This window comes from Nocardia sp. NBC_01503 (genome assembly GCF_036327755.1).
In the GTDB taxonomy this organism is placed as follows: domain Bacteria; phylum Actinomycetota; class Actinomycetes; order Mycobacteriales; family Mycobacteriaceae; genus Nocardia.
On sequence record NZ_CP109596.1, the window covers coordinates 6,815,051 to 6,827,335 of the forward strand.

Below are 12,285 nucleotides of genomic sequence, written 5' to 3' on the forward strand. Positions count from 1 at the left end.
GGGATGGGTATGACGGCGGGCGCGCTGATCGAACAGGCTCGGAAGGTGCAGCCCGAATGGGATGCGCTCGGGGTCCACGGGCGGGTGCGGGCGCTGGCCGAGCTGCCCCGCATCCTGCTGGACAACCTCGACCGGATCGCCGACGCGATCACCGGCGAGAACGGCAAGCCCCGGGCCGAGGCCATCGCGCACGAGGCGGTTCCGGCGATCGCACTCACCCGCCACCACCTCGAACATGCCGCCGAGACGCTCGGGTCCACCAGGATCACCTCGCCCAGTTCCCCGCATCGCACCGCGCTGCGCGTCCATCATCCCTACGGTGTGGTGGTCGCCATCGCGCCGTGGAATCTGCCGTTCCTCATCCCGTTCAGCCAGGTCCTGCCCGCGCTCATCGCCGGGAACGCGGTGATTCTCAAACCCTCCGAACTCACCCCCGAGGTCGCCACGGTCCTGATCGAACTTATCGGGCGCTGCGAGCTGCCCCCGGGTGTGCTGCAACTCGCGGTCGGTGACGGTGCAGTGGGCGCGGAGCTGGTGGCCGCCGGTCCGGACAAGGTGCTCTTCACCGGTTCGGTGAGCACGGGCCGCAAGGTCATGGCCGCCGCCGCACAGTTCCCCATCCCGGTGGGCCTGGAGTTGGGCGGTGTCGACGCCGCGGTCGTGCTCGATGACGCGGACCTGGAGTTCACCACCTCCGCGGTGGCCTGGGGCGCGACTTTCAACGGCGGACAGGCATGCTGCTCGATCGAGCGGGTGCTGGTGCACCGCGACCTGCACGACGCGTTCGTGGTGCGGCTCGAGGACAAACTGCGCCGGATCGACACCCGCCGCGACCTCGCACCCGCCATAGACCAACGGCAACAGGATATTTGGCAGCGACATGTCGAATCGGCCCGCGGGCTCGGTTTGCAGGTCAGCGGCGGCGAACCGCTGCCCGAGCGCCGCTACACACCCACCCTCATCACCGCCGCACCCGGGCATCGGCCGGTCACCGACTCCGACGCCTGGCGGGAGGAGACCTTCGGCCCGGTGGTCGCGGTCGTCGCCTTCGACACCGATGAGCAGGCGATCGATCTGCACAATGACACCGAATACGGTTTGACCGCCAGCGTCTTCTCCGCCGATACCGCTCGCGCGCGGGCCCTGGCCCGGCGCCTGCACGCCGGATCGGTGGCGATCAATGATGTCGCCGCCACCATGTATTCGACCCCCGAGCTGCCGTGGGGTGGTGTCGGGCGCTCCGGATTCGGCCGCTCGCACGGCGTGGACGCACTGCTGGACGCCGCCTGGGTGCAGATCGTGGAGTCACCGCGCGGTCCGGCCTTCGGCCCCAAGCGGCCCTGGTGGTACCCGTACGGCGCGGAGTTGGAGGATGCCATGCGCGCGCTCGGGGAAACCTTCGTCGCACCGCACCGCAGTGATCGCCTGAGCGGTTACGCCCGCGCCGGTCGAGCACTGCTGGGCATGCTCAGCCGCTCACCGAAACTCTGAGGGACACACCATGATTGCCACCGAACAGAACGCGCCGAGGCTGCGGCCCGGCGGGGATCACGTCGAATCCTGGTTCATCAGGGCCAATGACCCGCATGCAGCACGCGCGGTGTGGATCAAGGCCACGATTCTCACCGGTAGGGACGGCACCGCACTCGCACAGGCCTGGTGCGGTGTCTTCGACGGCGACAGCACCCACGCCTGGTGCACCGATATCGACCTGCCCGCAGCATGTTTCGAACAGAACGCGCTCGGCCAGGACATTGCCGTCGGCCCACTGCGCATGCGGTTGACCGGCCGGGGCGGGGATTCGCAGGGCACCCTGAAGGACGACACCTCGGCCATCTCCTGGGATCTGGAATTCACCAAGGTTCCGGTCCTGGGTGAACCGCTGTCGCTACTGCCCTCGGATCTGCTGCTGCGCACCGGATTTCCCAAGAACAAGCTGGTGACCCCCTTCCCGGTCACGACCGTCACCGGGCATCTCGATTGGGATGGCGAACGCTGGGATCTCCACGGCTGGAATGGTATGCAGGGCCATAACTGGGGCGCGGAGCACAGTCCCGAATACGCCTGGGGGCACAGCATTTTCACCGAGACGGGCACCGACACCCCGTTCGCGGTGCTGGAAGGCGCGTCCGGTCGCACCCGGCTCGGCGCCAAGGTCTCACCGCTGCTGTCCATGCTGGTGATCCGGCGCGGCGATCAGGAGTACCGCTTCGACCGGATCGCCGACCTGTGGCGGCAGCGACCGCACCTGGACTTCCCCGAGTGGACCCTGCGCATGCGCGGTCGCGACGGCAGCGCCGAACTGCGCATGCGCGCCGATCCCGCGCGCATGGTGTGCCTGGCCTACCGGAATCCGGCCCGCGCCACCAGCTACTGCCTCAACTCCAAGACCGCGGCGGTATCGGTGCATGTCGCCCCGGTCAACGGCAATGCCTTCGCACTGCGCAGCCCACTCGGCGGCGCACTGGAATTTCTGGTGCCGCAGCCGGTTCCGGCCGTGCAACCCATCGTCTGAGCGGAATCCTCACCATGCCTTTGACCTTCTTCGAAACCATGCGCGGCGAACTGTACGACGCTGACGGGCGCGCCCATCACGTCGCGATGGATCTGCGCTGCGAATCCGGGCGGGCGCGCGGCTTCGTCACCAATGGCCGCTCCCGGCTGACCGGAACGATTCGCGCACTGCCGTGGGTGGACGGCGCGGCGGTGCTGGGCACGCTGGTGGCGCTGCCGGTGACAAAGCGGCGCATGAGCTACGACCTGGACTTCCGCGATGGTGAGGGTCGCGCGTGGCGGCTCAGCGGGCATAAGGATGTGCGCTGGCTGCGGCGCGCGCATGCGAGTCTGACCACCCTGGACACCACACTGTGGTGCGAGGACCGGGAGATCGCGACGGGACGAATGCAGTTCTTCGCCAACGACTATCCGAGTTTCCTGCGCTCGTTCCAGCCGTGGACGTCGCTGCGCGCGGATCTACCGGATGGGAGCGATCCCGCCGGAGCGTTCAGCACGGCCCAGCGCGCGACCCTGCGGGCGGTGGCCGAGGCGCTCATCGCACCGGGCGGGGCGGTACCCGCGGTGGACGCGGGCACCATCGACCGCATCGACGAACTCGTCGGCAATATGACCCCGATTATGCGGTCGGGCCTGCGCATTGCCCTGCGGAGCCTGGATAGCGCGGCCCGCGCCAGGTATCGACACGGGCTGACCGCGCTCTCGGAGGCGGATCGACGACGGTTCATCGAGGACGCTCGCAAACACCAGGCCCTCCAGCATGCGGTCGCGGCGGTCGAAACACCGGTGCGGATAGCGCATTTCAGCGATCGCCGCTATCTCGATGCCATCGGCGCACCCCGCTATCAGGAGCCCGTGCTCGAGCGTCAACCCGGCTGGCTGGCGAATATGACCGTCCCCGACGACCCTCCGCGCCAGGATCTCGTCGAATGCGATGTGGTGGTGGTCGGTACCGGCGCGGGTGGCGCGGCGGTGGCGGCTCGGCTCACCGAGCAGGGACTCGGGGTGGTCATGGTCGAGGAGGGCGAGTACGCGAGCCGCGCACAATTCCGCGGCGAACTGCACGACCGCACCCAAAGGTATTGGCGCGACGGCGGCTACAACCTGGCCGTCGGCAATTCGATCCTGGGTGTTAGCACCGGGCGCATGGTCGGCGGTACCACCGCCATCAACTCCGGAACCGCCTTCCGCACCCCCGACGCGGTGCTCGGCGAATGGCTCGAGGCGGGCTTCCCACTCGACTTCAGCCCCGAGACCTTCCGCGGCTACCTCGATGAGGTGGCGACCGAACTCGGTATCGCCCATGCCGATCCACGCTATCTGGGCCGGATCGCGGACATTATCGGCAAGGGCGCGGATGCCCTCGGTGCGACGCACGGCCCGCTGCCGCGCAATGCCGTGGGGTGTGACGGCCGGGGCCAGTGCGTCTACGGCTGTCCCACCGACGCCAAGCGCAGCAGCAATGTCAGCTGGGTGCCCAGGGCACTCGAAGCCGGTGCGCAGCTGTACACCAACCTCACCGTCACCCGCATCCTGCTGAACGATCGCCGGGCCGTCGGAGTGCTCGCCGAGGGCCAGGACACGCACGGCGCACCCCGCACCCTGGAAATCCGTTCCCGCGCGGTCGTGATCGCCACCGGCACCCTCATGACACCACTGCTGTTGCGCCGCAATGGCATCGATCTGCCCGCGCTGGGGCGCAATCTGTCGGTGCATCCCTCCCTCGGCGCGGTCGCCATGATGCCGACCCCGGGCACACCCTGGTCGGGCATCCCGCAGGGCTACCACGTCACCGGGCTGGGTGATCCGCTGTGCACCTTCGAAGGTGTCTCCATCCCACCGCAATTCGCGGCCGGGGTGCTGCCGTTCCACGGCGCCCGGCTCACCGAATGGATGAACCGCTGGCCGTATACCGAGCAGTTCGGGGCCATGGTCCGCGATACCGGCGCCGGCAGCGTTCAGCACGGTCCGGGCGGGCGAACCCTGCTGCGCTACACCGTGACTCCGCGCGTACAGGCCGCGCTGCAGCACGCGTGCGCGGGCCTGGCGGAGCTGTTCCTGCACGGCGGCGCGGAGGCGGTCGCCCTGCCCATCGCCGGGATGCCACCCATCCGCACCCTGGAGCAGGCCCGCGCGGTCGCCGAAACCCGGCTCACCCCAAGGCAATTCCGCATGATGGGCCCGCATCCGCTGGGCACCGCGCGCATGGGCGGGGACGCGCGCACGGCGGTGGTCGATTTCGAGAACCGGGTCTTCGGTACCACCGGCCTCTACATCGCCGACGGATCGGTGGTCCCGACCTCGCTGGGGGTGAATCCGCAGGTCACGATTATGGCCATGGCCTTGCGCGCCGCCGATGCGATCGCCGCCGAGCTGCGTTAGGTCTGGCGCGCGGGCGGCGATCTTGGTAGACCTTGGTGACGAAACCGGACAGTGATCCGGGTCATTCGGGGACAAGGGGAATCATGGTGGACGCCAAAACCCAACTGGAGCGGGAGCTGGGTGGGCCATTGGCCGCGCTCGAACTGCTCTCCGAGGCCGAAACCGCCGACCTGCTGGAGATTTTCCGGCAGGCGCAGCGCACCGAAACGCAGGAGATGGTGGCCGCGGTCGACAAAACCGTCGGCGCGCTACCGTGGCCGCTGCGCACGGCGGCCAAGAAGATCATGTTCGGAAACAAACTGGGATGAGCGATCTGGTCACCAGGGCACAGATCACCCTGCTCTCGCGTACCCTGCACGTCCCCGTCGAACGCCTGGCTCACCTGGAGAAACTCGGCCCGCAGCACCTGCACGATATGCAGGAGGCCATGGCCAAAGTCATATTCGCCCAGCACAATCAGACCTTCGCGCGGCTGAGCATGCTGGTGCCGATCATTCCCCTGAGCATCTCGCTGCCGCTTGTGCAGCGCATGGTGCCCCCGCTCATCGCCGGGCGCGCGGCCGGGGCCATCGGCGTGGATCATCCGCGCAAGGCGGCCGAGGCGGTGGGCATGCTCGAGCCCGCGTACGCGGCCGACGGCGCACCGTATATGGATCCGCACGCGGTGGGCCAGCTCGCCGATGTGGCACCGCCCGAACCGGTGGTCGCCATCGTGAACGAGATGCTGCGCCGGCGCGACTACGTGACCGCCGGACCGTTCCTGGCCTACGCCACACCGGCATTGATCGAGGCGGTGGAGAAGGGCACCCACGATGACGAGGGGCTGATCCGGTCTGCCGCGTACGCGTACTCGGGCACGAGTATCAGCGCGGTGGTGCGGCATCTGCTGCACGGTGCGCAGCAGCGGGTTCCCCGATTGGCGCGCACGATCTTCGAGGGATCGGACGAGCTCAAGCTGGCCGCGGTCTCGGTCTTCGCCCGCTGCGACGCCGATGTGATCGTCGGCGTCGGCGACATCCTCTTCGAGGAGGGATCGAGCCAGGACATCGGAGAACTTGTCCGAGCCTTCATCACCGCCGGGGTGCTCGCGGAGACGCTGCGCTTCGTCGGGCAGTTGAGCCCCTCGGCACTCGATCAGCTGGCGGTCAATCCGGTTGTCACCGAACCGGAATCCATCGACGCCCTCACCGCCGCGGGCAACGGCAGCGCCGATGCCGCGATCTGGCGTGGGCTGCTGGAACTGGCCGAGCGCACCGAATCCCCTGTCGCGCGTCGCATCGGCGGCAATATCTCGCACTTCGATTCCGCGGTATTGGCACGGCTACCGGAGATGCTCGACGACGCGCACCTGTGGCCGCCGCTGTTGCGGGTGCTCGCGGTGGCCGAACCCGACGCGCAATCACGGATCGGCGAGGTGTGGTCCGCCCTGGCCGAGCCGGACCGGCGGAGATTGGAAGAACGCATCACCGAACTCGGTCTGGACGAACAGCTTTCGGCACTGGCTGCCACCTTGCGTATCGCGCACTGAGACCGGAGATGACCGGGCCCCGCCACGAAATGTGGCGGGGCCCGGTCACGGTCCGCATCCGCAGTGCTCAGTGGCGAACTTCGGGTTCGGTGGCAACCACCGGCGCTCGACGCAATTCCTCGATGAAGCGGGCGAACGCCAACCCGCCGTGTCCCGCCTCGACCTGGCGACCCACCAGCGCGGCGATCGGTTCCAGGGTGTCGGTGGCGATTCCGGCATCTCGGCTGGCCCGGACGATGGCATCGAGTGCGGCCTGCTGGAATGCCAAATGCTGGATCTGGGCGGCATATTCGCCCGAATCGATGACCTGCCCGTACGCGGGCAGCCCCTGCACCATGGCCGAGAGGAACGGCACCGCCCGCTGCGCGAAGGCCGTGGCGCTCATCCCGCCGGTACCGGCCATGGCCGCACCGTGGAAGAACCCGACGAACATCTGGTACATGCTCGACAGCAGCGCGAAATCATTGAGCGCGGCCGCACCGGCGTCGGCACCGAAATACTCTGCCGAGCCGAGCAGTTCGAGCACACCGCGATGGGTGTCGAACAGCGATCGCGATCCGCTGTAGAAGATCGCGGAGCCGTCCTCGCCGATCATGGGCGGAACGGCCATGATGCCGCCGTCCAGGAATTCGATGTCGTGCTCGCGCGCCCAGACCGCCAGTTCCCGCGACTCCTCGGGTGCGGTACTGGTCAGATTCAGCCACCGCCGCCCGGCCAACCGCCCGGCGACCGGATCGAGCTGTTCGTGCACCGAGGCGTGATCGAGCAGCACGCTGATCACCAGTCCGTCGCCGCCGATCGCCTCGGCCACCGACGCCGCGCGCACCGCACCGGCCGCCACCAGATCGATATCCTTGCCCGCGGACCGATTCCACACCGTGGTCGGCACACCGGCTTTCACGAACGCCGCCGCCAGCGCCCGGCCCATCGCGCCGAGTCCGAGCACGATCACCGGGGTCTGCGTGTGACTCATTACGGGTACTCCTTCGATTCTCATCCGATGTGATCGGCGCGCGCCGGAATCGAGATTGCTCGCAGTAGCGTTGGGCGACAAGTACGCACTATTTTCTCCGGGACGCACCGAAAGGTGTGCATCGAGGTAGCGAGGACGGGGCATGGGCGAGAAGAGATCCGGGCCATACTTCTGCGGGATCGACGCCGCCATGGATGTGGTCGGCGGCAAGTGGAAATCGCTGATTCTGTGGGAGTTGCACGAGCACGGCATCCGCCGCTTCGGCGAACTCCGCAAGGCCCTGCCCGGTGTCTCGGAGAAGATGCTCGGCCAGCAACTGCGCGAGCTGGCCGAGGACGGCATCATCCATCGCGAGCTCTACCCCGAAATCCCGCCCCGCGTGGATTACTCGCTCACCGAGGAGGGCGCGGCCCTCAACGCGGCGCTGGCACCGCTGGGCGCCTGGGGCTCGCGCCGCATCACCCGGATCGGTGCCGCCCGAGTCCACACCACCGACCGCCATGAGGATCATCGGGCACTGGCAGAGGCATAACGCGAGACCCCGCCCCGCCACCATGCGCTCCGGGGCGTGACCGAGATCTACGGGACTTGGCGGTCACCAACGCCCGAGTAGCGCGCCGCGTGCGGTCCCGTTGATCCTGTTGGCCGGCGGCTGGATTCGACGGCTGCCGGCCACGCCGCTGAGCGGGCTACCTCGGTCGCTACCGGGCGGGGCCGAACCAGCGCATGAGGGCATCCGCCAGGCCGGCGGTGTCGTCGGAGTCCGCCACCCAGGCCACGATGCCGTCCGGGCGCACCAACATGGCCGAAACTGATTGGGGCTGAACCGGTTTGGCGGTGACCATCTGGAGCCGCTCCGGCCACGCCGCGGCTGCTGACCGTACGGCGGGGGAGTCGGTGAGGTCCAGCAGGACGCCTCGGCCGGTGGCGAAATGCGCACCGATGCGAGAGCCGTCGGCGAGTTCGAGGTCCGGCACTACCGCGCCGACGAGCGGGTGGGTGTCGCCCAGGTCGTAGCGGTGCAGTACGCCGGAGATCTTCTTGAAGATGTCGGTGGCGCCATCGCGGGTGGCCAGAAGCTCGGTCATGACCGCGCGCAGGGCCCGGCTGCGCGGATCGGTGCGCATGACAGCTACCTGCGCGCGGGTCCAGTCCAGCACCCAGGCGCCGATCGGATGGCGTTCGGCGGTGTAGGTATCGAGCAGATCCGTTGTGGCCCAGCCACGTACGACGGCGGCGAGCTTCCAGCCGAGGTTGACCGCGTCACCGACTCCGAGGTTCAGGCCCTGCCCGCCGAAGGGGGAGTGCACGTGTGCGGCGTCGCCCGCCAGCAGCACGCGTCCCTTGCGATACTCGGTGACCTGACGGGTGTTGTCGGTGAAGCGGGTCGCCGAAAGTACTTTGCTGATACGCACGTCCGCGCCCGTGACGGTGCGGAAACTCTGCTCCAGCTCCTCGGCTGTGACGGGTGTGGTGCGGTCGGCGGGCGGGCCGTCGAGTTCGACGGTGAGGAACCTGCCGGGTACGGGGCCGTAGACGTAGATGCCGTTCGGGGTGTCGTGCCAGCCGGGGGCGATATTTTCCGCGCCGGTCATCTCGACCAGTGCCTGCCTGCCGGTGATCTCCGGATCCAGGCCCGGAAAGTCGAAGTCCGCGACTTTGCGGATGATGCTGCGACCGCCGTCGCAGCCGACCAGCCAACCAGCGCGTACGGTGCGGTCGACACAGTTCAGGGTGACGCCGATACCGTCGTCGTCGAATCCGGTGACCTCGACGCCGCGGCGGATCTCCACACCCATTTCCGTGGCGCGTCGCGCCAGGATGGATTCCACGCCTTGCTGTGAGACGAACCAGGCCGCCGCCGCGGGGCCCGTATCGCCGAAGGCGGGATCGTTGAGATCGACTGCGGCACCGTTGAGTTGGATGCCCGCGAAATGCCCGGGCACCATCTTGAAGCCCGGCGGTGGTGTGTTCGCCGAGCCCGCCGGTGCAGTCTCGGCCCCGAGGCTCTGCTGGAAGGCCGCGAACCGCGCGAACGACGCCTCATGTTGTTCCAGCAGCTCGGGCAGGAGCCCGCGCCGGTACAACGCCTGCGCGGTCGGCACATTGATGGCACCGGCCTTGATCGTGAGATCCATTTCCTCGAGGCGTTCGAGCACCAGTACGTCCACCCCGGCCAGGCGCAGCTCGCACGCCAGCATGAGCCCGACCGGTCCGGCTCCCACTACCACCACATCGTGTGTCTCGTTCATGAGAAGCACTGTGCTCGGACCCGATTGCCCCGCACTTGCGCTGGCTTGCGTGCCACTTGCGCCCGGTCGGGCACGACCCTCGCGCGCGGAATCAGCCCCAGCCGCGCGAATCCTGCTTGAGTGCGGTGTCGATGGCCAGGCCCGAGGCCACCACCATGGACAGCAGCGGCTGGGGGAGTTGGCGGTGGATCTGCACGACATAGTTGTCGGCGGTGGTGAACATATTCTTGAGCAGGCCCTCCCACGTCTTGGTGATGCGGGCGACCTCCTGACCGGTGTGGTCGTGGATCATGAAATTCCAGGCGCGCCAGTTCTCGGCGCGAATCCCGCCGATCTGCTGACCGTTCACCACAAAGGAGAAGTTGATTTTGCCGATCATGTTCTCCTGAATGATCTCCCCGATCGGCTGACCACTGCCGTGCTCGATCAGGAAGCGCGATTTGAAGACCTTGGCCGGGCGGGTCACCCGCAGCATGGTCTGGCCCTGGCCGTCGCGGATCTCCAGCTTGTGCGTCATGAACTGGTCGTAGCTGGACATGAAGCGCACGGCCTTCTTGAGCGCGCTCTGCCCGACCTCCACCACCGCGCCGATCTGGCGGCCGTGCTGGTCGAAAACGCTGTACTCGTTGGCCATTTCGATGAGTTTGACCTTCTGGTTCACCACCAGGATCGGCTCGGTGAACACGGTGCCGCCACCGGCCTGGGTCGCGCCGACCCCGGCCTGCTGCTGCACCTGGCGCTGAATCGCGGACGGATCGTGCGCGCCGCCGATGTCGAACTCGAGGGCGTGCGCGTCACTGGGCTGCTGGCCATACTGCTGCTGACCGTACTGCTGGCCCTGCTGACCGTACTGCTGATTCGGCTGGGCGTACTGCCCCTGCTGCGGATTGCCCTGCTGCTGGCCCTGATTGGCATAGCCCTGCTGTTGCTGCCCGTGCGACTGTCCGGCCTGCGCATACTGCTGACCTTGCTGCCCGTACTGCTCCTGCTGTTGCCCCTGCGTTTGCTGGGCCTGCTGCGGCTGTGCCTGCGCCGATTGCTGCTGCGGCTGAGTGTGATTCGTCCATTGCGCGCCGTCCCACCAGCGCAAGACCGTCGAACCTGGACTCTCGGGGTACCACCCCGCGGGATGACTCATGGCCGCATCCTAACGAGGTCCTGTGAGTCTGCACTATTTGCGGTTTTCGTCGCATCTGCCGACCTATGATGAGCGGTCGAACACGGCGGTCCGGACAAGGACACCGCAGGACGGGGAAAACATGTCTGCCACAGTCGAATTCGCCTATGGCGGAGCTGCCGCGACCCGGGTCGGCCTATGACCGATCTGGTCACCCGCGCCCAGCTCGTACTCCTGGCAAGGACCCTGCACGTCCCCGTCGAACGCCTCGAACATCTCGAACGCCTCGGCGCACAACGCCTCGACGAACTCCACCAGCGCATCTCCGGGACACTGTTCGACCAGCACACACCGGTTTTCGAGCGGATCAGCGCACTGGTGCCGATCATTCCGCTCGGGGTCTCGCTGCCCATCGTGCAGCGCATGGTGCCGCCCACCATGACAGGTCGCGCGGCGGGCGCGGTCGGCGTACAGCATCCACGCAAGGCCATCGACGCGCTGCTGCGGTTGAGTATCGAGTACGCCGCCGATTGTGCGCCCTATGTGGACCCGCGCACCGTCGGCCAGCTCGCCGACCAGGCACCCACCGGACCGGTCATCGAAATCGTCAACGAATTGCTGCGGCGGCACGACTACATCACCGCGGGCCCCTTCCTGGCCTATGCCACACCGGATCTGGTGCGCGCGGTGGAGGAGGGCGTCCCCGATGACGAGGGCCTGATCCGCTCGGCCGCCTACGCCTACTCCGGGGAGAGCATCAGCGCGATTGTGCGGCAACTGCTCTCGGGGCCGGGCAACCGCGTTCCGCGACTGCTGGCGACGGTCATCGACGGCTCCAAGGAGTTGCGCCTGGCCGCGCTGTCGGTCTTCGCACGCTGCACCCCCGATGTGATCGCCGCGGTCGGCGATATCCTCTTCGAGGTCGCCCCACCCTCGGCCATCGCCGATCTGCTCACCACGTTCCTGGCCGCCGACGCCACCGATGACCTGCTGCGATTCGCCGGACAGCTGAGCCCGTCGGCCTTGACCAAACTGGCCTTCAATCCGGTGATCAGCGAATCGGCCGAGACCATGGTGGCCGCGGTCGACGGCAGCAGTGAGATCGCGCTCTGGCGCGGCCTGCTCGAGCCCCTGGCCCGCACCCCCGCCGAGGTCCGTCGTCGCGCCGGAACCCAGCTCGCGGCCTTGGATCCCTCGACGCTGATCATGCTGCCCGCCATCGCCCAGGCCGCACGCCTGTGGGCGCCGCTGCTGTGGGTGCTGGCCGCCACCGATGTGGCCGCCCAAGCCCATATCGGCGAACTCTGGGCCTCCTCCACGCGGCTGGATCCCGAAATCCTGGAGCGACGCATCGCCGATCAGCGCCTGGACTCGCTGCTGGCCACCCTCACCATGACCCTGCGCGTACTGCGCTGACCCGCATATCTCCCGGCGCGGGGAAAGGGCTGGGCCACCGATGATTTCAATCGGAGCCGGTGGCCGCCACCTGCGCGGGCGCACCGCCGGGGCGGCGGGGGCC

The 12,285-nt window shown here is 67.9% G+C and carries 10 protein-coding genes; 7 read left to right on the plus strand and 3 right to left on the minus strand.

Going from position 1 to position 12,285, the window contains the following annotated elements; translation table 11 throughout:
• Positions 1-9: 9 nt before the first annotated feature.
• The 5 genes from OHB26_RS31225 (at position 10) to OHB26_RS31245 (ending at position 6,424) form a co-directional block, all read left to right on the plus strand.
• Positions 10-1,491 (plus strand): aldehyde dehydrogenase family protein, encoded by a 1,482-nt coding sequence (locus OHB26_RS31225; protein WP_330180838.1) that lies wholly within the window; start codon positions 10-12, stop codon positions 1,489-1,491.
• A gap of 10 nt (positions 1,492-1,501) precedes the next feature.
• Entirely contained in the window at positions 1,502-2,515 is a 1,014-nt protein-coding gene (locus tag OHB26_RS31230; RefSeq protein WP_330180839.1) for a hypothetical protein, read from the plus strand.
• A 14-nt stretch (positions 2,516-2,529) separates the two neighbouring features.
• Positions 2,530-4,896 (plus strand): GMC family oxidoreductase N-terminal domain-containing protein, encoded by a 2,367-nt coding sequence (locus OHB26_RS31235; protein ID WP_330180840.1) that lies wholly within the window; start codon positions 2,530-2,532, stop codon positions 4,894-4,896.
• Between the two features lie 83 nt (positions 4,897-4,979).
• Complete coding sequence (locus OHB26_RS31240; protein WP_330180841.1) at positions 4,980-5,204, plus strand: hypothetical protein; 225 nt, start codon at positions 4,980-4,982, stop codon at positions 5,202-5,204.
• On the plus strand, positions 5,201-6,424 hold the full coding sequence (locus OHB26_RS31245; RefSeq protein ID WP_330180842.1) for a hypothetical protein: 1,224 nt from the start codon (positions 5,201-5,203) through the stop codon (positions 6,422-6,424). Before OHB26_RS31240 ends, OHB26_RS31245 begins: the two co-directional genes overlap by 4 nt.
• 67 nt (positions 6,425-6,491) lie before the next feature.
• Here the strand turns inward: OHB26_RS31245 and OHB26_RS31250 are convergent, their stop codons facing one another.
• Positions 6,492-7,397 (minus strand): NAD(P)-dependent oxidoreductase, encoded by a 906-nt coding sequence (locus OHB26_RS31250; protein ID WP_330180843.1) that lies wholly within the window; start codon positions 7,395-7,397, stop codon positions 6,492-6,494.
• Positions 7,398-7,539: 142 nt separating this feature from the next.
• Between OHB26_RS31250 and OHB26_RS31255 the strand changes: the two genes are divergently transcribed.
• On the plus strand, positions 7,540-7,929 hold the full coding sequence (locus OHB26_RS31255; RefSeq protein WP_330180844.1) for a winged helix-turn-helix transcriptional regulator: 390 nt from the start codon (positions 7,540-7,542) through the stop codon (positions 7,927-7,929).
• 169 nt (positions 7,930-8,098) lie between these two features.
• Here the strand turns inward: OHB26_RS31255 and OHB26_RS31260 are convergent, their stop codons facing one another.
• Positions 8,099-9,649, minus strand: a complete 1,551-nt coding sequence (locus OHB26_RS31260; RefSeq protein ID WP_330180845.1) for an FAD-dependent oxidoreductase — start codon at positions 9,647-9,649, stop codon at positions 8,099-8,101.
• A gap of 91 nt (positions 9,650-9,740) precedes the next feature.
• Positions 9,741-10,787, minus strand: a complete 1,047-nt coding sequence (locus OHB26_RS31265) for a phospholipid scramblase-related protein (RefSeq protein ID WP_330180846.1) — start codon at positions 10,785-10,787, stop codon at positions 9,741-9,743.
• 177 nt (positions 10,788-10,964) lie between these two features.
• On the opposite strand from OHB26_RS31265, the gene OHB26_RS31270 reads away from it, so the two are divergent.
• Positions 10,965-12,182 carry a hypothetical protein gene (locus tag OHB26_RS31270; RefSeq protein WP_330180847.1) on the plus strand — a complete coding sequence of 406 codons (1,218 nt, stop codon included), beginning with the start codon at positions 10,965-10,967 and terminating at the stop codon, positions 12,180-12,182.
• The last annotated feature ends 103 nt before the right edge of the window (positions 12,183-12,285 follow it).

Excerpts from the sequence above, each read along its gene's own strand:
- OHB26_RS31225 (WP_330180838.1), top strand. The coding sequence starts at position 10 with ATGACGGCGGGCGCGCTGATCGAACAGGCTCGGAAGGTGCAGCCCGAA.
- OHB26_RS31230 (WP_330180839.1), top strand. The coding sequence starts at position 1,502 with ATGATTGCCACCGAACAGAACGCGCCGAGGCTGCGGCCCGGCGGGGAT.
- OHB26_RS31235 (WP_330180840.1), top strand. The coding sequence starts at position 2,530 with ATGCCTTTGACCTTCTTCGAAACCATGCGCGGCGAACTGTACGACGCT.
- OHB26_RS31240 (WP_330180841.1), top strand. The coding sequence starts at position 4,980 with ATGGTGGACGCCAAAACCCAACTGGAGCGGGAGCTGGGTGGGCCATTG.
- OHB26_RS31245 (WP_330180842.1), top strand. The coding sequence starts at position 5,201 with ATGAGCGATCTGGTCACCAGGGCACAGATCACCCTGCTCTCGCGTACC.
- OHB26_RS31250 (WP_330180843.1), bottom strand. The coding sequence starts at position 7,397 with ATGAGTCACACGCAGACCCCGGTGATCGTGCTCGGACTCGGCGCGATG.
- OHB26_RS31255 (WP_330180844.1), top strand. The coding sequence starts at position 7,540 with ATGGGCGAGAAGAGATCCGGGCCATACTTCTGCGGGATCGACGCCGCC.
- OHB26_RS31260 (WP_330180845.1), bottom strand. The coding sequence starts at position 9,649 with ATGAACGAGACACACGATGTGGTGGTAGTGGGAGCCGGACCGGTCGGG.
- OHB26_RS31265 (WP_330180846.1), bottom strand. The coding sequence starts at position 10,787 with ATGAGTCATCCCGCGGGGTGGTACCCCGAGAGTCCAGGTTCGACGGTC.
- OHB26_RS31270 (WP_330180847.1), top strand. The coding sequence starts at position 10,965 with ATGACCGATCTGGTCACCCGCGCCCAGCTCGTACTCCTGGCAAGGACC.